Source organism: Oxyplasma meridianum (genome assembly GCF_038024865.1).
Classification (GTDB): Archaea; Thermoplasmatota; Thermoplasmata; order Thermoplasmatales; family Thermoplasmataceae; genus Oxyplasma; species Oxyplasma meridianum.
Genome location: NZ_CP133772.1, coordinates 1,482,888 through 1,502,958, shown reverse-complemented (window position 1 = coordinate 1,502,958; position 20,071 = coordinate 1,482,888). Strand labels below are relative to the sequence as shown.

18 protein-coding genes, 1 tRNA gene and 1 riboswitch are annotated in these 20,071 nt (G+C 42.1%); of the genes, 8 read left to right on the top strand and 11 right to left on the bottom strand.

From position 1 onward, the window contains the following. On the bottom strand, nt 1-1,038 hold the full coding sequence (locus tag OXIME_RS07805) for a substrate-binding domain-containing protein (protein WP_393971278.1): 1,038 nt from the start codon (nt 1,036-1,038) through the stop codon (nt 1-3). 86 nt (nt 1,039-1,124) lie between these two features. On the opposite strand from OXIME_RS07805, the gene OXIME_RS07800 reads away from it, so the two are divergent. The 4 genes from OXIME_RS07800 to OXIME_RS07785 all read left to right on the top strand — a co-directional run bounded on the left by OXIME_RS07800 (nt 1,125) and on the right by OXIME_RS07785 (nt 4,202). After that, nucleotides 1,125-1,574, top strand: coding sequence for a Tfx family DNA-binding protein (locus OXIME_RS07800; RefSeq protein WP_393971277.1), 450 nt, complete (start codon nt 1,125-1,127; stop codon nt 1,572-1,574). Between the two features lie 2 nt (nt 1,575-1,576). Then, nucleotides 1,577-1,804, top strand: coding sequence for an FAD binding domain-containing protein (locus OXIME_RS07795; protein WP_393971276.1), 228 nt, complete (start codon nt 1,577-1,579; stop codon nt 1,802-1,804). A gap of 194 nt (nt 1,805-1,998) precedes the next feature. Continuing rightward, a complete protein-coding gene (locus OXIME_RS07790; protein WP_393971275.1) occupies nt 1,999-2,211 on the top strand; it encodes a molybdopterin cofactor-binding domain-containing protein in 213 nt (70 codons plus the stop codon). A gap of 212 nt (nt 2,212-2,423) precedes the next feature. Beyond that, nucleotides 2,424-4,202 (top strand): DNA/RNA helicase domain-containing protein, encoded by a 1,779-nt coding sequence (locus OXIME_RS07785; RefSeq protein ID WP_393971274.1) that lies wholly within the window; start codon nt 2,424-2,426, stop codon nt 4,200-4,202. 14 nt (nt 4,203-4,216) lie between these two features. Here the strand turns inward: OXIME_RS07785 and OXIME_RS07780 are convergent, their stop codons facing one another. From OXIME_RS07780 to OXIME_RS07770, 3 genes are all read right to left on the bottom strand, one after another. After that, complete coding sequence (locus tag OXIME_RS07780; RefSeq protein ID WP_393971273.1) at nt 4,217-5,758, bottom strand: MutS-related protein; 1,542 nt, start codon at nt 5,756-5,758, stop codon at nt 4,217-4,219. Further along, the gene (locus OXIME_RS07775; RefSeq protein ID WP_393971272.1) at nt 5,755-7,281 is read right to left on the bottom strand and encodes a MutS-related protein; all 1,527 of its coding nucleotides are present in this window, start codon (nt 7,279-7,281) and stop codon (nt 5,755-5,757) included. Before OXIME_RS07775 ends, OXIME_RS07780 begins: the two co-directional genes overlap by 4 nt. A 51-nt stretch (nt 7,282-7,332) precedes the next feature. Continuing rightward, a riboswitch (Fluoride riboswitch) is annotated at nt 7,333-7,398 on the bottom strand. A gap of 554 nt (nt 7,399-7,952) precedes the next feature. Beyond that, a tRNA-Thr gene (locus tag OXIME_RS07770) sits at nt 7,953-8,025 on the bottom strand. A 174-nt stretch (nt 8,026-8,199) separates the two neighbouring features. Between OXIME_RS07770 and OXIME_RS07765 the strand changes: the two genes are divergently transcribed. Continuing rightward, nucleotides 8,200-9,591, top strand: coding sequence for an FAD-binding oxidoreductase (locus OXIME_RS07765; RefSeq protein ID WP_393971271.1), 1,392 nt, complete (start codon nt 8,200-8,202; stop codon nt 9,589-9,591). Then, on the top strand, nt 9,584-10,825 hold the full coding sequence (locus OXIME_RS07760) for a (Fe-S)-binding protein (RefSeq protein WP_393971270.1): 1,242 nt from the start codon (nt 9,584-9,586) through the stop codon (nt 10,823-10,825). The genes OXIME_RS07765 and OXIME_RS07760 overlap by 8 nt, the downstream gene beginning before the upstream one ends. A gap of 14 nt (nt 10,826-10,839) precedes the next feature. Here the strand turns inward: OXIME_RS07760 and OXIME_RS07755 are convergent, their stop codons facing one another. The 3 genes from OXIME_RS07755 to pdo form a co-directional block, all read right to left on the bottom strand. Beyond that, nucleotides 10,840-12,846 carry a 3-hydroxyacyl-CoA dehydrogenase NAD-binding domain-containing protein gene (locus OXIME_RS07755; RefSeq protein WP_393971269.1) on the bottom strand — a complete coding sequence of 669 codons (2,007 nt, stop codon included), beginning with the start codon at nt 12,844-12,846 and terminating at the stop codon, nt 10,840-10,842. Next, on the bottom strand, nt 12,843-13,178 hold the full coding sequence (locus tag OXIME_RS07750) for an SCP2 sterol-binding domain-containing protein (protein ID WP_393971268.1): 336 nt from the start codon (nt 13,176-13,178) through the stop codon (nt 12,843-12,845). The genes OXIME_RS07755 and OXIME_RS07750 overlap by 4 nt, the downstream gene beginning before the upstream one ends. A gap of 63 nt (nt 13,179-13,241) precedes the next feature. Continuing rightward, nucleotides 13,242-13,901 (bottom strand): protein disulfide oxidoreductase, encoded by a 660-nt coding sequence (gene pdo, locus OXIME_RS07745; protein WP_393971267.1) that lies wholly within the window; start codon nt 13,899-13,901, stop codon nt 13,242-13,244. A 173-nt stretch (nt 13,902-14,074) separates the two neighbouring features. Here pdo and OXIME_RS07740 point away from each other — a divergent pair, with 173 nt between their 5' ends. After that, on the top strand, nt 14,075-14,803 hold the full coding sequence (locus OXIME_RS07740; RefSeq protein ID WP_393971266.1) for an alanine--tRNA ligase-related protein: 729 nt from the start codon (nt 14,075-14,077) through the stop codon (nt 14,801-14,803). 376 nt (nt 14,804-15,179) lie between these two features. On the opposite strand, the gene OXIME_RS07735 is transcribed toward OXIME_RS07740, so the two are convergent. Both OXIME_RS07735 and OXIME_RS07730 read right to left on the bottom strand, forming a co-directional pair. Next, nucleotides 15,180-16,709: an MFS transporter gene (locus OXIME_RS07735; protein ID WP_393971265.1), complete on the bottom strand. Its 1,530-nt coding sequence runs from the start codon at nt 16,707-16,709 to the stop codon at nt 15,180-15,182. A gap of 72 nt (nt 16,710-16,781) precedes the next feature. After that, the gene (locus OXIME_RS07730) at nt 16,782-17,405 is read right to left on the bottom strand and encodes a metal-dependent transcriptional regulator (RefSeq protein ID WP_393971264.1); all 624 of its coding nucleotides are present in this window, start codon (nt 17,403-17,405) and stop codon (nt 16,782-16,784) included. A 160-nt stretch (nt 17,406-17,565) separates the two neighbouring features. On the opposite strand from OXIME_RS07730, the gene OXIME_RS07725 reads away from it, so the two are divergent. Then, nucleotides 17,566-18,111 carry a cob(I)yrinic acid a,c-diamide adenosyltransferase gene (locus OXIME_RS07725; protein WP_393971263.1) on the top strand — a complete coding sequence of 182 codons (546 nt, stop codon included), beginning with the start codon at nt 17,566-17,568 and terminating at the stop codon, nt 18,109-18,111. A 9-nt stretch (nt 18,112-18,120) separates the two neighbouring features. On the opposite strand, the gene lipB is transcribed toward OXIME_RS07725, so the two are convergent. Then, nucleotides 18,121-18,777, bottom strand: a complete 657-nt coding sequence (gene lipB, locus OXIME_RS07720; RefSeq protein WP_393971262.1) for a lipoyl(octanoyl) transferase LipB — start codon at nt 18,775-18,777, stop codon at nt 18,121-18,123. Continuing rightward, on the bottom strand, nt 18,743-20,062 hold the full coding sequence (lpdA, locus tag OXIME_RS07715; protein WP_393971261.1) for a dihydrolipoyl dehydrogenase: 1,320 nt from the start codon (nt 20,060-20,062) through the stop codon (nt 18,743-18,745). Before lpdA ends, lipB begins: the two co-directional genes overlap by 35 nt. Nucleotides 20,063-20,071: the final 9 nt, after the last annotated feature.

Below are 20,071 nucleotides of genomic sequence, written 5' to 3'. Positions count from 1 at the left end.
TCAGTCAATAGCCCCCCCTATCTTTAATTTTCCAGACTCCTGGAGAGGAAGAAGCCAGGACGGGACAGTAACATTGGTGAATAGAATGGAGGTTTTAAGAGGTATAAGCCCGAATTTTGTCAGATTGTTGTTGTTATTCACCACATAACTTACAAATCCATCCGCGGATGCAGCATTTGAGTTGTTGGCCAGTGCTGTAATATATAGGTATATTGGACTCCCTGTAATCACCCCTGTGGCAAGGGTGTAGTTGAACTGCACATAGAATGATGCCAGGCCACCATTTCCAAAATTAAGTTCCGGAGGGAGTGAAATGTAGTGAAGTCCCTTTGCTATTGCTGCTGATCTATAAATGTAAAGGAACTGTATATCCCCTTCTAAAAGCGGTGAAACAAGATCAGCCGCGCTTGTCGCGGAGACATTTCCCCTGTTCTGTGACATTCTGATCTCAAAATAGGACCTATTTCCATTGTCATATTCATAGCCTGCAATTTCCAGACTTATCCATGCCCTGAAGCCAGCTGGATCAGAATTTGGGTTAGATATGCCCACCTTAACTTTTCCAGAAGTTAAATTCATAAAAGCGCCCTTATAAAGTGCTGTGCTGTTTGCTGTATAAGCACTGTGAAATTGTTCTATTATTGATGCTGCTGAAGAGTTTTGTTCCGACGCTGCGGAATAAGCAATGACAAGGCTGTCAGAAGCAAAGGCAATTGCCCACCCGCTGTATCTGGGGCCAAGATATGACCTGTCATAAGAATTCAGGGCCACAGAAATGAAAACATTCGCTGGATCGTTCTGGGAAATTTCCCTTGCGTCTGTATAAGAACCTCCACCTTTATCTGGCTCCACGTTTACACCTGAAACATTATGATAGCCACGTAGGAGGTAATTTGTCTCCTGTACATATGCATCAGCCGAGTAAGTTATGAGTTCGTCGGAGTTGTTGCCAAAAAGTCCACTGTCAAACACAGCTATGGACAATGTCACCACTATGGCAACCAGCACCGCAGTGATCAGGGCGTAGCTTTTTCTCATACTGACCTCGTCTCTTTTACAGTAGGGAATCATATAATAAACTATTTACTACTTACAAAAGGTAAACAAATTTATTTAACAAACACATGGAGATTCATATGCCTACAGGACAGAAAGACCAGAATAAATCATTCTTGACTGAAAGACAGAGAGAAATCATGCGGATGCGCAGAAAAAATATGAAAAGTTCCCAGATTGCAAAAATTCTCAACATAACAAGACAGGACGTAACAATACTTGAGAAAAGAGCAATGGCAAACATTCAAAAAGCTTTCAATACAATACAGATGGCCTATGAAGAGGGGCTATCTGTGCAGGTGGAAATTGGAAAAGGTGTCCAGATACTTGACGCCATAAAGGAGATTCTTTCAGCAGGGGACCGGGAAAATATAAAGATCAAATCCTCAATTCCGGAGATATTTACAATCCTGAAAATATGTCACGGTTCAAATATAAAAAACGGAATCATTCAGAAAGGTACCGAAGTGAGCATACTTCTAGATGGAACCCTTAACGCCAGGCAGATAAATGAATGATGATGAAACCATACATTCAGCTGGAGAATTCTAAGGTAGTTCATGAAAAGATACCGTTAATTAAAGAGGTTTCAGGGTGGAGTGGCCATCTATATTTGAAAAAAAGGGAGACTATGGTAGGTTCGTTATGCCATGCTGACCCTTCAGGTGACTGGGATGCCTGTTTTCTTGCACTGAGAGGGAAGGCAAGAGTGATGGGAGATAAAGGAGAAAGGACCCAGAGAATCTGAAAGCTCCTTTTAAGATTCATATACAACTGCAGTGAAACCCTGTGGGGTAATGACCGAAATCATTTTACGATCCGGAGAATTTTGGTCATACATTCGGTACGCATATCTGTGCAGTGGATATTCATCCAGAGACATTCCAGGTCAAGATCAGGAGATATGTGGATGAGGATGACAGCGGAACATAGATCAATCAAATGCTGGTGGAAGGGCAGATTCTTGGTAACGTTGTGAAGGGACTGGATCAGGCACTTTATGAAGATTCTGTTTATGATTTCGCAAGCAACCTTCTAACCTCGACACTTTCTGACTATGCTTTTCCAAGTTTAGTTGAGACTCCCAGAATAAAATGTTTGTTCACATATAATCTTTCAGTTCATAACCCAATAGGTGTAAAATGGGTTGGTTAAGCCGGCTCCATTGCTGCGTTTTCTGCAATTGTCAATGCAGTTGTTGATGCACTTTCCAATCTGGGCGTAACTCAAATAGACATGCCTTTTAAGTCTGAGAAGATCTAAAAGGAGGTTAAAAAAGCCAGGGCATGAAGGCAAACATCCCGGGATTTTTCCATCTTTCCGGAAAAGACCAGCATATTTATATATAATTAAACCATAAATAAATAATGGCATCATCACTGTTTTTTACAAGGAATTTCAATGAAGTTGTAACTAGGGAAGTTGTCGATCAAATAAAAAAAAATTTCCATGCAGAATATGGAATATTGCCGGGAAAACAGCAGGTAATGTCATGGGAAGGTTCAATAAACAATCTTAAAAACATAATTTCCCCAGGAACAGCTGTTTTTATGGAACTCAAGTTTCCAATAGGCCTTGAACGTGCAGATTATCTTCTGATGAGGCATGGAGAGGCAAAAGTTATTGAAGTCAAGGGATGGAAGAAGTATGAAAGAGTCGATAAATATACGGTGAGAGGAGACTCAGACCTTCACGGAGACCCATGTTACCAGATGGAAAACTATGTTTCCAAACTCAATAATTTTCACTCTGCTTCATCCACAATAAAGTTCAGCGGTGCGGTTTATATGTATCAGACCACTGATGGTAACGAGTGCAAAATTCTTTATAACGGAAAGGAACTGGAAAACGATCTGCAGGCTCTTCCTTATGAACCAGCAACATGTAATGATGTCATGGCAATTGAAAACGGGACATTTCAGGTGGGTAGAAGTCTGGTAAACTTTGTAAGATGCAACATGAAAAGTATCATGGAAAACGCCTCACAATCATTCCTGAATTCCGGCTTCGGGCTTTCAACAGAGCAGATTTTCATACTCAGGGATATAATGAAATCGCTAATGGAAAAAGACAACAGGATTTTCCTCATAAGCGGTGGAATGGGGTCTGGCAAGACTCTTTTGGCACTAAATATCCTGTTCAGTTCCATTGAGAAGGGCTATGGATCACTTCTGGCATACAGAAACAATCGTCTTATCAACACCCTGAGAAAGGTTGTCGGTCCAAAGTTTTCACCCCTTCTGGTATATTATTCAACAGGGGCAAAGGCAAATTTTAGAGGACTGGGGGAGAGAAACTTTGACCAGTCAAAGCTTCAAAATGTCAGCATTATCATTTACGATGAATCACAGAGAATGACCAGAGATGTCATAAAGACCTGTATGAAGAGACAAGTAACATCAGTATTTTTCTACGATGAGGATCAGATTCTCATTGGAGATGAAGAAGGGGACAGAGAAACATTTGAAAAGTATGCGAAAGAGACTGGCAGAACAGTGGTAAAATATAATCTTGATGGATTCTACAGGGTAAACGGAGGCAGAAAGTACGAGGAATTCATAAAATCCATTTTCAGTGGAAATGTTTCAGGCATCCCGGAGGAATATGATTTCAGAACATTTGACCAAATTAAGCCAATGCTCGGATATCTTGAAAGTATAAAATCCCAAAGGCCAATGGGGAGAGTCCCAAAGATTGCACTGCTAGCCTCATTCACCCGCAGTGACGGCAGAAAGGAGAAAAGACGCATATTTGACCCCGAAATAGACTGGCTTATGGATGAGAAAACAGAATATCCTTCATACTGGCTGGGACAGAGAGATCCACTGAAGTACTGCGCATCTATCTATGGATCGCAGGGTTTTGAATCTGATTATATTGGCCTCATATGGGGGGAAGATCTTGTCTGGCGCAATGGATGGAATATACAGCCGGATAAGATAATGGACAAAATTGGAGGAGGAAATTCTCTAAAGTCCCTTTCCAAAACAGATCCAAAGAAGGCCATGAAGTTACTGATAAACAGATACAGGGTGATGCTTACCAGAGGAATGAAAGGCACCACAGTATATTTTGAAGACAGTGAAACCTTCAGGCATATTGAATGTATAAAAAACAGGGCAGCGATCCTTGGGCAGATCTCATAAATCGGCAGGGAAAATCAAGATGTTTCCAGTTTCTTTGATTCTTCTGCAGGTGGGTTCTCCATTTCGTCACCGAATATTTTCCGGAACAGATCTTCTGAATGGCTTGTTTCAAGTGGATTTCCTTCAATAATCCTGTATGTGTGAGTACCATCAGCTTTTCTTTCCGCTCTCAGGAAGAGAGTCTCCCTCCTTCTCTTCTCATAATAGCTTATGGAAAATTCATACAGGTGGCTTACAAAAAGGACCTTTATGCCTTTCTCAATTAGGGCGTCAACAATACTGCCTGATATCTGGGAACCCTCCCTGGTATTTGTTGCAGAAAAAGATTCATTGAAGAGGATAATAGATCCGGATCTCATGTGGTCGATTATGGAACTCATCCTGTCAAGCTCTTCATCCAGTTTCCCCATGGTCATTCCTCTGTCCTCCTCCTTCTTAAAGTGTGTAAATAGTCCTATTCTTAAATCAGAGATAAAGGAAGAAGCAGGGACAAACATTCCACTCTGCATCATTAGTAAAGACTGACCGACACTTCTTAAGAAAGTTGACTTTCCTCCACGGTTTGTGCCGGTTATTATGACGAGGCCCTTTCCATCAGCACTTAAATCATTGCCAACAACCCTTTCAGAAGTTCCAAGACTCAGTGAAATGTCGTAAACTCCCTTGAAAGAGAGGATATTTCCTCTTCCTTCCACGGGCACCGGGAAGCAGACTGGATATCCTTTTCCAGTGATACTGTCATAAAGATTTAGGCATCCAATATAAAACGCAAGTTCATTACGCAGCAGATAAAAGAAAGAAAGAACGTTCTCTGCAGATTCTTTCAGTACGTTGGTTATGTTTATGATCCCCCTGTTTCTCATCTCCACTATTGCCTGTGCACCACTCTCATCTCTGTCCCCAAGAGTGAATGTGTAGTTCTTTTCCCTGCCATGGGAAATTATTCCTGAAAATATGGTTTTCTTCTCAGTGGGTTTCAGGAGTGTATAGTTTTCCCCCTCATTTCCCCGCCCTAGTTGAACACTTACAGGAACGCCTCTGGTGAAACTCAGTGTATTCAGAAAATCTCCAATCTGTGAAAGATATGCATCATCAAGTTCATTTTTTATCAAGGAGAACAGTGATCTGAAGCCTTCAGATTGAAACTCATCAGACCTGCTGTCGCTTATTTTTCTCAGTTCCCCGAAACTGTTGATGAAGATCCGCATGACCTTGATGGATTCATGAAGGATGAGTCCCGGGTTTGTTTGGCTGAACCAGAAATACTGTTTCTTCTCTTCCGCAAGGGATCTCACAAGAATTTCATAAATTCTCCTCACATATGTACTGTTTTGGATGCAGTCTTTTAGGACTGCCTGCCTGTGCAATATTGTTTCAACGTCAGTTTCACTGTTCATAATAACTTTTTTGACTATTCCATAAAGAAACTTGTCTGTTCCTGCCATTTTATGGAATATCCGGTTAAGTTCAAGGTCATCTACCAGAAAATTCTCATTCCATGGAAACTCAATATCCGGATTCAGGTTTCTGTCAGGATACATAAGAAATATTTTCACGAAACGATCCTCCTTAAAATGTCATCATGAGTCACTCCATATTTTCTTGCAAGTGCCATTGCATAAGCAAGGCCATCAGCAGGTTGTTTCACTATTCTGTAAGTTCTTTCTTCCGGATTCTCTGGGACAATAGTGCTCACCATGCTTATGGTGCCATTAATGGATGCCAGTTCATCAAGGAAAGTTACGTAGAGACAGAGGCATCCAATATTCAGTATATAAGAAACTATTTTCTTTCCTATATTAACCGCATCTTTCAGTGTGGTGGAGCTTAACATCTCATTTATTATTATTATGCTGTTTTGAGTGCTTTTATCAATTATGTACTTTATCCTCGCCAGATCATCCTCAAGCTTCCCCCTTTCATTGTCCAGATTTTCAGATCTCTCAAAATGTGTGAATATGCTATCAAAAAGGAAAAGGAGTGATCCTGTTCCAGGAACCGGCAATCCCAGGCTTCCAAGATAATGAATCTGACCGAACATTCTGGCAAAGGTTGTCTTCCCACCATGGTTGGGTCCTGACACAACAATTATGCGTTCATTGTCATAAAGGGCAAAGTCATTTGTAACCACAGTCTTTTTCTCCTTAGAAAGTTTGTAAGCCAGTCCAATGTCAAATCCATCGTGGCAGAATATATTCTTGCTTTTTTGAGACATCTCAGGGATGGAAAAATGTAAACCCAAATCCCGGAAAGCAGCCATATGATCAATATATGCAAGATAGAACTGAATATCTTTCTGAAATCTCTCAATTGTGGAATCTATGAAATCACTGTTTTTTTGGTAATAATCAAGAAGACTCTGAAAAGTTTCAGGATATAGCTTTGCTACAAGCTGAAGAACTGCCGCCTCAACATGATTCATTCCTGAGAATTGAGGAATTCTTATTTTTTTTATTACAGATTCAGTTTCACTGAATTTGCTAAATGCTTCTTTAATCTCTGCACTGTAATCCTCCTCCCCATTGTATTCTTTCACGACTATTTTCCCGGTCTTTATTATCATGGTGAATTTGACAGCGTCAAGTTTTGACCTGAGGACCGACGTCTCTTCCTTCAGATCTGTAAATTTTGTGGAATTTATGTACGTCTCAATATATTCAAGTAATCCATTGATACCATCAGATCCTGGATTTTCGATCCTAAGGTTGCTGAAAAGGGTCTGAACTGCTTCACAGTATATCTCAGCTGCATCCAGTAGCCATCTTTCCTTCTGATATAGGTAAAGATTTTCTATGCCGGAAAGGTATCTGTGCATTTTCTCCATCTTATCTGAAAAAACTTTTATGTATTGGATGACATTTTCATTCTGTAGATCCCGAAAGACATTCTGCCTGTATGTCACATCGCTTATCCTCTTTAACGGATTGTAAAATATAGAATCAAGGTTGTAATCTTTTTTCGAATCTGTTATTGTCCTGATCACCTGATCCAGGTTGAGATCCACAAAGAAATCCGGCTGTTCCTCTCTATATTCTACCCCGTTTTCAGGATCTTTATAAAGAATACTTTGAAATACCAACTTTTTCACCCCTGTTATTTTTCGCTTATGAACTTTTTAGTGATTCATACCATGGTAACAGGAGTTATCAGTCCTTTTATGGACAGTTAAAAGGGGAACTCCATCCCTGGAACCTATAGTTGTGAATAGAATTTTAATATTTCTAGGGGCGTGACAAAAAGTAACTCTTTTATCCTAATCTCCATGAAATCGACATAATTCTATGAATAAATGTGTAGACTAGTTGTTAACGGAAGTCAGGTCTTTACAAAAAGTGAAATTTTGACATGTGCATGGATTTGGTCAAGTGCTTTAAAATAGAATCAGAACTGATTAATCTGAAGGTCTGCCCATGAAATGGAAGAGGATAATAGATAAAGAATGGGATTGTAAACGCTACATTGAGGAGTCTAAGGGATGGGAATTTTAGAGGTAGGTGATAATCCCTTGTTTCGGATCTTTACCCCAACCCATCCTTTTGGGAATCTAAAAGTATTTTCATGAGTACATAACAATAGTTTATGGAATCAGGAAACAATCATGAGGCATATGAAAATTATATCCTTGATCTAAAGAGGCATATATAATTAGATCTTTTAGAGAATGTTGAACTGAAAGCGAAGCTGTTAAACTCTTTATTGAAAACAAAGAACTGAAGATTTTAGAATAACTCAGGCAAAACTCTTTATTAAAGCCACTGGAGGGTTTCGATCCCCCGACCTGCTGATTACAAATCAGCTGCTCTACCAGCTGAGCTACAGTGGCAATTCACCTGATCTATAAATGGAATTCAGGCTCACCAACATAAAAGATAGTAATATAATCCTTTTGCAAAGATTTAGTAACACCAGGATACTAAGATTCAGCCACCAGCAACTTTTCTGCCCTCAGATAACCTGGAAAAACTTATTACTTCAAGGTTTATTTATAACTGATAAAATGGATTTTTTGGAGGAACTTAAAAAAATTTCCGGAAATAATGTTTTCACGTCAAAAGAGGATATGATACCCTACCTAAACGATGCATCCTATTTTGAAGGTGTATTGCCATTAGCGGTAGTGGTTCCTGTGGATACACAGGAGGTATCCAGAATCATGAAACTGTGCTATGATAACAATATGCCTGTAACAGTAAGAGGAGGGGGTAGCTCCCTGACAGGTTCCTCTATCCTTTCAGAAAAGGGAATAGTGCTGAGTCTGGCTGGATTTGACAGAATAGAGGAGATAAGCACAGGGGACAATCTCGCTGTAGTCCAGCCAGGAGTAAGGCTTGACGCCCTGAACCAAGCCCTGGCCAGATCAGGATATTTCTATCCACCAGATCCTGCAAGCTCTATGGCAGCAACAGTTGGAGGAAGCATTTCCACAAATGCAGGAGGGCTCAGGGCTTCATTATATGGAACAACAAAGAACTGGATTCTGGGACTGGATGTTGTTCTGGCAGATGGAAACATTGTGAAATTTGGAGGGAGAACACTCAAGAGAAGTTCAGGTTATGATCTTACTGCTCTTATGGTGGGCAGTGAAGGGACCCTTGGTGTCATTACGAGGGCTTATCTTAAAATATGGCCTCTGCCGGAAGAGAAGGGAAGGGTATCAGCATATTTTTCAGAGATCGAAAAGGTGGGACAATCCATCTCAGAAATCAAGAAAATAGGAATAATGCCCATGATCGCTGAGTTCCTGGATAGAATAACAATGGATTCACTGGAAAGCACAACGTCACTGAAATTTCCAAAAGATGCAAAGTACCTGCTCATAATGGACGTGACCTCTACAGCCCAGTCAATTGATATAATGCTGGAAAGTGTTTACAGGAAGATAAGCGAACTAAATCCTATCAGCATTTCAAAAACCAGAGATCCTAAGGTAATGGATGAAATGTATGCTGCAAGGAAGGGGGCTTATTCATCTCTCCTGAAGCAGAGGGAGACATCCACCCAGAAAGTTGTCATAGGGGATGTGGTTGTTCCGGCATCAAAACTTCCTGAAGCACTGAAATCCATAGAGAAGAAAGGTTATGATCATGGCCTTAAGGTGGCACTTTTCGGACATATAGGTGATGGGAACATACATTGCAATATATATGCAGATGTGGCAAAACAGGAGATCATGAAGGAAGTGGATGCATTCCAGATGGAGATAGGGGAGATAGCTGTCAACCTTGGAGGATCAGTTTCAGCAGAGCATGGAATAGGCATTGAAAAGAAGGAACTTCTCTCCAGGGAATTCAGGATGAGAAATTCAGAATATACCATTGAAATGATGAAGCAGATAAAGAAAATTATTGACCCAAAAGGCATATTGAATCGGGGGAAGATACTTGAGTGAAGATCTTGTTGCAGACTTGCAGAAAGAGGTTGAGAACTGCATAAACTGTGGCTTCTGCGAATCGGTCTGCCCAACATATCCGGCATCCGGATATACCATGTCAAAGGGTGCGAGAGGAAGGGTGGATCTGGGTAAGTCTCTTCTTAGTGATCTGATTCAGAACGGCAGAACCACAATGGATCTTTCCGATTCATTCTATTCATGCCTTGACTGTTTCGCATGTGTGCAGGTATGCCCTGCGGGAGTCAATGCAGGAAAAGTGAGCCATATCTCCAGAGAGATAATAGTTTCACAGAAATATACTGAAATGGATAACAGAAAAGAGACAGCAAACATGATTGTAAGCACCACCAGGAAATATCATGATCCCCTTGGGCTTAACAGGAAAATCTCGGGATGGGCTGAAGGTTTGACATTTTCTCAGAGAAGCACTTCCCTTCTTTACACAGGCAATATGTATCAGATCATGCCCTACAGCAAGAAACTGTCAGAAATGAGCATGCGCATGGGATCAAGATATACCGCCATCCTTGGAAGGGCAATTTCAAGAAGACCATCACTCATAAAGGCTACAGGTTTATTTTACAACAGGGAAATGGCAATAACCATGAATTCATACCTGAAATATATTGCTGACCTTCTTGGAAAGGCTGGTATTGAATTTAGGTACATGGGGGAGGACGAGCCATACCCCGGGACATTTTTGTATGATCTTGGATACGAGGAGGAGTTCAGGGAATATGCAAACCAGGTAGCTGACATGTTCAGGAAGATGGGGACAGAGGAGATTATCACTGTTGATCCACATACTTACGATCTACTGAAGAATCAGTACCCGGTTTACGTTAAAAATTTTGATTTCAAGGTGACACACTATCTGGACTACATGAAAAAATTGAAATTCAGGAAAGTTGGGGGGCAGGTTACAATGCATGAGGCATGCCATTTCTCACTGCGTGAAGATCCATACAACGTCCCGGTTGATCTTGTAAGATCATTTTCCAACCTTGTACTTCCAAGCAGGAGCGGGAAACGCACCATGTGCTGCGGTGGCCCAAATGATCTTATCTACCCCAATCTATCGGAGAAGATAAGCAGGGAAAGGATACAAAATCTCATGGAGACCGGTTCAGAGAGAATAATCACGGCATGTCCAATATGCTATGCAAACCTGGGGTCAGAAAAAAGTGTGGTGGATATTTCCCAGTTTCTTCATGAAAATGTTGTGAGGTAGGTTTTGAAAAATTCCTACCTTCCAGGATATTCAGGTTTTCTCTTCTGAAGAAAAGCAGAGATTCCCTCTTTGAGATCTTCAGTTCCATAAAGCAGCCCCATGGCTATGGATTCCATCTCAAGTCCAGCATCCATGGGCACTTCAGATCCCTTGTTTATCAGTCTCTTAGCAAGTGCCGCAGCTGTTGGCGCTGCTTTCTGGGCAAGTTCTTCGGCAAACTTACTGGTCTCTTCATCCACATGTTCCTTGGGGAAAAGGCGGTTAACAATACCCATGTCAAATGCCTCCTTCCCGCTGAACCTGGTTCCTGTAAGTATCAGGTAAGAGGCGCGGGATGTTCCAATAAGCCTGGGAAGTCTCTGTGTCCCACCCCATCCGGGAACAAGGCCAAGGGTAACTTCCGGAAAACCTATCTGAACATCCTCTGTGCCAACCCTAAGGTCACATGCAAGGGAGAGTTCAAATCCACCTCCCAGTGTGTACCCCTTCATCTCCGCGATGGTTATCTTTGGTATTTCGGAAAGGAGCCTGAATATCCGCTCTCCCTTCCTGGAATGTTCCATAAAGTCCATTGATCCCGGGAAGAACTGAGAAAGTTGTGCTCCGGCTGAAAATACAGGACCCTTTCCTGTCACTATGATGACATTTACATCGTGGTCGTTCCATAATGCCAGTATATTCCTCTCAAGGTCTGATAGTACCTCCGAACTCAGCAGGTTATTCTTTGTATTGTTTATTGAAAGCCTTGCAACCTTTCCAGGAAGTTTTTCCATTATTACTAAATGATCCTGGGACCCCGTTGAAGACCCTGTGGAGACCTCATGTTCGGCTGAAGTTTTTTTGCCATCGTCAAATGATTTTATCGAAATGATCTCCTTCAGCCTTCCATTCTTTATACTCTCAGCAGGTTGGAAAACAGATGTCCCATAATTTGCGGCAAGGGTTTCAAGCTTCTTTTTCACCTCGGCGTTTGTCAGCCCTTCTGCTACAGAGATAGGCCCGAAAGGACGGTTCATTCCAAGCTTTACACCAATCTCAATATCAGCCGGAAGAGCTACCTTTTCCTCTATTAACTTTACAGCCTCATTGAGTTCCACAGCAAGTACATCCATAAGTTCAAGTTTCTCTGATGGGGAAACCTTTGGAATCTCAGCATGACCGTCTTTCCAGTTGTAAAAACCTTTTCCTGTCTTCAGCCCAAGGTTCTTGCTCTCATACATGGTTTTGAACGATTTACATTTTCCATATTCAGGACTAAGTTCCTGGGCATAGTAATCAAGAGAATGGACAACCGTGTCAATTCCCACATAGTCCATGAGTTCATATGGACCCATGGGGAGTCCCTGCCCCCTTGCGAATGTATCCACCTCTTCAGGTTTTGCAACTTTCTGGTCAAGCAGAAGGCAGAAGAAGAGACTCTCAGGTGCATTTATACGATTCACAACAAACCCTGGGGAATCTTTCAGAACCTTTATTGGCGTTTTTCCTATCTTTTTGGAAAGTTGGAATGTCTCATCAAAAACTTTCTTGGATGTCTTCTCTCCCATTATGACCTCAACCAGCTTCAGGACAACAGGGGGGTTGAAGAAATGCATGCCAACTACATTTTCAGGGTGCTTCATGTTTTCGGCCAGAGTTGAAATCTTGAAGTTGGACGTGTTGGATGCAACTATGGCATCAGGCCTTGCAAATTTATCTATTTCGGAGAAAACTTCCTTCTTGAGTTCCAGAATTTCCGGAACTGCTTCAATGATGAAATCAGCATCCTTAACCGCCGGTTCCATCTGGGAAAAGTAGGTTATTCTGGTCAGTGTGGATTTTCCATTTTCCTCATCTATCCTGCCTGACCTGACCAGTTTCTCAATGCTGTTCCCAATCGAGGCTTTAGCTTTCTCCAGCGCTTCTGGAAAAGCATCCTCAATTCTCACATCAAAACCTGAAAGTGCAAAAACCTCAGCAATTCCATGTCCCATAAGGCCGGATCCGATAACTGCTATTTTTTTGATTTCCAAAGAGATCACGCTCTCAGCTTGGAGATCACTCCTGTAAGCTTCTGAGCGCTGAACACATCCCCGGAAACCTTTATCTGCCCTGACATGAAGGCTTTGATTGAATCAAGTTTTCCAGAAAACATATCAGAGAGCACTGCATCAGTTCCGCTAATGGTTGTGGAAGGCGAAGGGGTTTCTCCATCTTTAAGTGACACAGATCCATTTTCTATTGCCACATAAAAGGGAGAGGAATCCGATACCTTGAACTGGAACACCTTATTGAATCCAGTCAAATCCTTCTTAACGGCCTCATTTCCGTTTGCTTTGCCCACAATCTGTTCCAAAAGTTCTTTTGCTGACATGGTTGGATATGCAGAGTAAAAATAAATGAGTTGTGTTTAATTAAATAATTGTTAACAGATAAATTATGCCTGGTTATATGCTTCCATTACATATTCGGCAAACTGGTCGTCAGGGTATGCACCAACAAACTGTACATCGCCGTTAATGACTATGTGAGGTACACTTGAAACCCCTGCCTCCTCAGCCTCGTTCTCAAATTCAAGGGACTCAACCATTTCACCGGTAATGTTCTTGTTCAGGAGAGCGAACTTGTGGGCGGTTCCAACTGCTTTAGGGCAGTATGGGCATGTGGGCGTGACAAACACCTTGATTGTTATTGGCTTATCTATCTTGGAGATTATCTCTATGGCCTTTGATGAAACTTCTGGCTCCCCACTGGAAACAGTCTTGAGATCTTCAATAAGTGAACCGAATTCGTACCCTGAGGGAAGTCCTGAATATTTTATTCTTCCGTCCTTTTCCCCTGATCTGGCAACTATTGTTGTTGGGAATTTGTTGACACCATACTCATTTGCTATTTCCTTATCCTTGTCTATGTTGTATACTGTAAACTTTATCTTGTCATTTATTCCTGCTACTTCAGTGGCAAGTTCAATGGTCTCTTTGCAGTACTTGCAGTCTGCACTGTCAGATGTGAAGACTATCAGGTCAACATTGTCCTTCAAATACTTGTTAAATTCATCAGAAAGAAATTTTCTGTCTTCTTCTTTTATAAGTGACATATCTCCATAATTTACCAATATTATTTAAACTTTATTCATCAAATCTGTTCATTCAACATAATTAGAACCATATAAAATACCTGCATTTTAAACATTCAGTTGAGACTTTTAGAGAGACTCACCTTAAAGCATGTCCCAATAAATTATATATTCAATGCCGGATTCAATGTCCATTGACTGACAAGGTTTTTTTGAGAGAGATGTACCAGAAGGATATTGACTGTACCGTTACAGGGGCGAGTGAGAATGGAATTTTCCTGGACAGGACAGTCTTCTATGCCACAGGAGGGGGCCAGCCCAACGATACCGGTAAACTGATTTCTCCGTCGGGAAAAATATTCAGGGTGGCCGATGTGAAGAAAGAGGGATCCGACATTCTCCATGTAGTTGAAGATGCATCTGAAATCAGAGAGGGAGACAAATTTCATGGAGTCATAGACTGGGATAGAAGATATGCACATATGAGGCATCATTCTGCAATACATGTTCTCGACGGAATAGTTTCATCAGGATTCTCTCAGGAGGGTATGCTCACCGGAGGCCAGATATATGAGGACAGGGCCAGAATAGACCTTGATCTGAATAATTTTAGCAGGGAACTGGTTGAAGATATAATTGAAAAATCCAACAAATTCATAAGAGAAGGGCACCGAATCTACCAGAGGGAAGTACCACGGGAAGAGGCACTCCAGATGGCAAACCTGGCAAGGACAGAGCCGGGGAGAAGGCTCATAGAGAATCTTGATGTTGTGAGAATAATCGTCATCGACGGGTTGGATGAACAGGCAGATGGTGGAACACATGTCTCAGATTCAAGGGAGATCGGAAAGATAGTATTGAAAAAGATTGAAAGCAAGGGGAAGAGAAACAAAAGAGTTGAATTCTCCCTGGAAAATCTTTAATCCCAGTCATAGAACCATGTCACTTGCCGGAGGTTCAATCAGGACCTGCCCTGTTAATTTCTCCGACTGTGATACCTTGCAATACCAGATGGTGAAACTCCAGAATAAAGTGGATGAATCCAATGGCTTGTAATTGATGTGAAATATCCACTTGTAATTTCCCATAACATGGTCATATTTAGTGATAAGACAGAAATATGGCAAAAAGTGATATGGAAATTAAGATCAGGGGGGACAGGAATACAGAATTTTACATTCCAGTTCTTTGTTCTCCTCTTAGTTTATAATGGCGAACAACCAAATTCCCAAAAACCATAAGCCTATGGTATGAATCAGGAGATTCAAAGCCCAAAGTGAGGGATTACCAATGCGGCAATCATCTCTTTGAGTCAGGAGAAAATGAAGAGTAACGCCCTCTCTTTTCAGGAAGGGATGATGATTCTTCCAGTGATTTCCCTCTGGTCTCCCTTATGGTCAGCATGGTAACAATTGATCCCATCATTGCGATTCCGAAGAGGATATAAAGGACTCCGGATACATCCATTGTAACCAGAAGCACAGGAACAAGGAATGTGAATATTCCAGCACCCAGCTTTCCGGTTGAAGCTGCAATTCCATGCCCTGTTGTTCTTATACGGGTTGGAAAGAGTTCCGTGGGAAGTATGAAAGTAGTCGTGTTAGGTCCCAGGTTCCCGAAGAGAAACGCAATCCCGTAAAATGCCAAGAAAAGGATAAAACTGTGAATCAGTGTGGTATATTTCAGGGCAAGTATCAGGTACATAAGTGCCATGACGCTGAAGCCTATCCACTGCAACCTCTTCCTTCCAACCCTGTCGATGGTGGCAACTGCAACCCAGTATCCCGGTACTTCGAACAAAGAAGCAATAAGGGCGTTTCCAACTGCAAGGTTAAATACAGTCTGGTGAATCGTGGAGGCTCTGCCGTAACCAATGTGCTGGAGGACGAAACCGTTATTAATGGATGTACCGTAAAATGCCATGTCAAGAAGTAGCCAGCTCAAGGAGGTCCCAATTATGGTTACCCAGTATTTTCTAAGAAGGCCTTTTCCCTGATCTTCCTTATAGTTTTTAGTGACACCCCCTGATACTATGGCATCTCCATAATTTTTGCCGATTATGGATGTCACTGCCGCCGCCTCTGCGGAATCATTTCTAGTCTGAAGAGCAAAGCGCGGTGATTCTTTCATCTTTCTTCTCAGGTATATGACAGATGCTGCAGGTATGGCGCCAAAGCCAAGCATGAATCTCCAGGCAATATCTGTTGGAAGGAAAAAGATGGACACAACACCTATGAAGGCTCCAAGCAGCAGGCCAAAACCCTGCATTGCAAACACTGATGAGACCATCTTTCCCCTATTCTTAACATTGGCATATTCACTCATCATTGTGGAACTTATGGGGTAATCCCCTCCTATGCCTATACCAAGAATAAATCTTGATATTATCAGCATTGTAACATTAACCGAGAGAGCTGATACAATGGCGAAAACCACAAGAATGCTCATTTCCAGGCCGTATATGTATCTCCTTCCCTTTTTATCGGCAATTCTTCCAAATACCAGTGCCCCAATAAATGCGCCGAATAGTGCCATAGATCCAATGAGTCCAGTTTCCACTGATACTGCATTTATGCCTATTCCGAAAATGCTGACAGTTGTCCTTCCGAAAATATTGTCTGATCCTGTGAGGCCAAAGACAGCCACAATAATGGGCAGGGCCGCTGAAATAACAAATAGATCATATGCATCTGAAAAAAACCCCATTCCTGTTATAAATATTGTTTTGAAATGGAATTTCCCAGTCTTTGCATTATCAAGATCCTCTAGGATTTTTTCCCGACTTTCCTGAATATCGCCCATTATATTTCCATTGGCAATTTCTTCCATAACGATTAAAATAACCTATATATTTTACCATGGTCTATATAGTCATAGTTATTCTAAAAATATGATGTGAAATCAGGCTTTTCTTGCCAGTCTCAGCGCTTGGGCATTATAGGGTGCGAGTTTTATCTCTCCGTTACTTCCCTGAATCACTATATTGTCATCCCTGAATATTCTGACACTATCACCGGGCAGTATTGATACGGAGGCAAGGGTTTTCAAAAGGTCACGGTCCTCAAACGAAATTCTCTGTACTCTATAGGTCCCTTCGTTCACTAGCGAGGATGGCACGTCGCCCATACGCTGGTCCGGATTTGTCGGGTTTCCATGTGGGCAGGTAAGGGGGCTTCCAAGTTTCCTGAAGAGGGTTTCAGCCCTATCGTCCTTGAATATATGTTCCAGTTCCATAACCGAGGAATGCGTCTCTTCCCATGGCACTTCCAGCATATTATATGCGAATACCTCAGATATCCTGTGTGTTCTTACAAGCCGTATGGCAGCCTTTCTTCCAGCTGGAGTGAAATCAATTTTTTTTCCAATTTTTCTTACCATTCCGTCATCCATTATCTTCTGTATATACTCATGGGCAGTGGGGGGAGATATCTTCAGCCTTCTGGAAATGTCTATTTCGCTTACAGAATCAAAGGATTCAAGAAATTCCCAGACCACAAGCAGATAATCCTCCCTGTTTAGAGTCACGGATAATAATGTTTGCCTCATAGATAAGTATTATCGGTTTTCTTTTCCTGCATCTCCTCCATCTTCAAACCTGCCGAATTATGAAATCCTGTTTTATGGATGATGGTGGCAGAACAGCCATATATTTTATACGGAATCCAATTAGGTGTGTTGAGGTATTATGTTCACAAGAAGAGGCGACAGCGGAAGCACTGATACAGGGGACAGAAGAAGAGTTTCAAAGTCATCTGCACTTGTTGAGGTGGAAGGAACCCTTGATGAGGCTATCTCCAGCATAGGAAATGCAATTGCTTTTTCCAAATGGGACGACATCCGATCCGATCTCAGAATTGCCCAGGAGGATCTTTTTACCCTTGGAGAAGAGATTACTGCATCCGGACATGCAAGGAAACTTGATCCAGCCAGGATAGACTGGCTGGAAAAGAGGGTAATCAGCTACCGCACTGAGGTCGGCCCCACAAGGCTTTTTGTTGTTCCTGACGGGACGGTCCAGTCAACATCCATGCATCTTGGCAGAACTGTTGTGCGAAGGCTTGAGAGAAAAATAGTAAATGCAAAGGAGGAACTCTCAATCCCGGACCATATTCTGGCCTATGTGAACAGGCTGTCATCCCTCCTTTTCATGGTGGCATTACTTTCCAACAAAAGGCAGGGGATTCAAGAAAGAATATGGGATATCAGGGGGAAAAAGGCGGAACAGCACTGAATCAGCTTGTCATGTTTCCTGAAGATATTCATGGCTCTTCATGTCAAACCTTCCAAAAACATTTGAAAATTCTGATACAAGGACAGAAATTAAATCCATCCTGTTTATGTCTACATAACCCATCACAGATGGGTCCAACCCGCATGGATTTATTCTGGAAAAACCTTCCAAAACCTCCTTTCCAGTATTTATTGAAATGCCATGGTATGAGACACCCTTTTCTATGGCTAGGCCCATGGATGCAACTTTTTTCTTTTTCCCCCCATAACTAACCCATATCCCGGGCTCGTCTCCTACAAAGGCTTGGAAACCAAATCTTTCCAATGACCTGATCACTATCTCTTCCAGTTTCACAACAAAGCTTCTAACGTCTATCTTCCCATCCTTTTCCCACAATTTCAGTATGGGATATACAACAAGCTGTCCGGGGCCATGATATGTGACATCACCCCCCCTTTCAGTTTTAATGACAGAGATTCCACTGTAATTCGAGGGTTCGTCCTTTCTCCCGGTAGTATATACGGGATGATGTTCAAGAAAAAGGATGGTGTCCGGTATGGTACCTTTCTGCCTTCTGGATAGGAGATTTTTCTGAATTTTTAAACACTCATCATACCCAATGGTACCTAGATCAATCGCGAGGTTTGAAGTGTAAAGGTTTTCCATAAATCATCTCCGCGGCCTCCTTCACTCCTTCCGAAACGGTGGGGTGGGGGTGTATTGTCAATCCAATGTCCATGGCCATGAGTCCCGATTCAACTGCAAGGCTGATCTCACTGATAAGTTCAGAGGCGTGGGGAGCAACCACCGCACCCCCTGTGACTATGCCTTTTGAATCTGCATAAATATGCACGCTTCCAAGTGTATTGTTCATCGTAAGTGATCTTCCATTGGCTGCAGTGGGGAAAGAGCTCTCGGAAACTGATTTCTTTCCGGTATAGGCAACTTCAGGATCAGTGTAGATCACAAAAGGCATTGCCCTGTAATCCACAACGCTATCCATTCCGCATATATTGTCAGACGCAACCTCGGCATCATAGTAGGCTTTGTGTGCAAGCATTGGCTGTCCAGCTACATCTCCTATGGCATATACATTGGGGAGGCTTGTTCTCATATGTCTGTCCGTTTTTATGAATGGACCATCCATCTGCAGGTTGAGTCTCTCAAGGCCGAAACCTGTCACATTGGGTCTCCTGCCTACGGTGAGAAGAACCTGGTCTGCTTTCAATATCTCTCCGTTTTCAAGCTCAACAGAGTATTCTCCGCTTTTTTCCACCTTCCTGACCCTGTTGGAGGTAAGTATGCCTACATTAAGTTCCTTGAGCCTCCTTTCAATAGGCCTTACAAGATCAGGATCAGCGCCTGTAAGTATTTTATCCAGCATCTCAACAACAGTTACCTGCGATCCCAGTTTTGCGAAGGCCATTCCAAGCTCTATCCCTATGTACCCTCCTCCAATTATAACAAGCCTTCTGGGAACTTCCTGCAGGTCAAGAATTTCCCTGTTGTAGAGCGGACTGTCAATACCATTTATCTTCACAGGAGATGATCCGGTGGCCACGATAAGATTTTCAAATTCATAAGTGGCCTCACTGACAGAAAGGTGATGTTCATCAAGGATCAATCCTGTGCCTTTCACAATCTCAACACCATATGACTTGCAGAGTGTTTCAACCCCTGAAGTAAGGCGGTTTATCATGGTCCATTTCCATGTTTGCCACTCCTTCAGGTTCAGGTTGAACGATGGATTGGCACCCGGCATGCCCTTCAGGTAGTGCATTGAATTTGCCAGTTCTATAAGTGCCTTCGAAGGTATACAGCCGTAGTTCAGGCATTCTCCGCCAATTCTGTCTTTTTCAATCAACAGTACTTTCCTGCCATGCTGGCCCAGCCTTATTGCTGCTGCATATCCACCTGGTCCTGAACCTATTATTGCTGCGTCGTACCTCATGTTATCATC

What these genes read in the sequence shown, in the direction of transcription:
- OXIME_RS07805 (WP_393971278.1), bottom strand. Translation starts at nt 1,038, where the DNA reads ATGAGAAAAAGCTACGCCCTGATCACTGCGGTGCTGGTTGCCATAGTG.
- OXIME_RS07800 (WP_393971277.1), top strand. Translation starts at nt 1,125, where the DNA reads ATGGAGATTCATATGCCTACAGGACAGAAAGACCAGAATAAATCATTC.
- OXIME_RS07795 (WP_393971276.1), top strand. Translation starts at nt 1,577, where the DNA reads ATGAAACCATACATTCAGCTGGAGAATTCTAAGGTAGTTCATGAAAAG.
- OXIME_RS07790 (WP_393971275.1), top strand. Translation starts at nt 1,999, where the DNA reads ATGCTGGTGGAAGGGCAGATTCTTGGTAACGTTGTGAAGGGACTGGAT.
- OXIME_RS07785 (WP_393971274.1), top strand. Translation starts at nt 2,424, where the DNA reads ATGGCATCATCACTGTTTTTTACAAGGAATTTCAATGAAGTTGTAACT.
- OXIME_RS07765 (WP_393971271.1), top strand. Translation starts at nt 8,200, where the DNA reads ATGGATTTTTTGGAGGAACTTAAAAAAATTTCCGGAAATAATGTTTTC.
- OXIME_RS07750 (WP_393971268.1), bottom strand. Translation starts at nt 13,178, where the DNA reads ATGTCAGCAAAAGAACTTTTGGAACAGATTGTGGGCAAAGCAAACGGA.
- pdo (WP_393971267.1), bottom strand. Translation starts at nt 13,901, where the DNA reads ATGTCACTTATAAAAGAAGAAGACAGAAAATTTCTTTCTGATGAATTT.
- OXIME_RS07735 (WP_393971265.1), bottom strand. Translation starts at nt 16,709, where the DNA reads ATGGAAGAAATTGCCAATGGAAATATAATGGGCGATATTCAGGAAAGT.
- OXIME_RS07725 (WP_393971263.1), top strand. Translation starts at nt 17,566, where the DNA reads ATGTTCACAAGAAGAGGCGACAGCGGAAGCACTGATACAGGGGACAGA.
- lipB (WP_393971262.1), bottom strand. Translation starts at nt 18,777, where the DNA reads ATGGAAAACCTTTACACTTCAAACCTCGCGATTGATCTAGGTACCATT.
- lpdA (WP_393971261.1), bottom strand. Translation starts at nt 20,062, where the DNA reads ATGAGGTACGACGCAGCAATAATAGGTTCAGGACCAGGTGGATATGCA.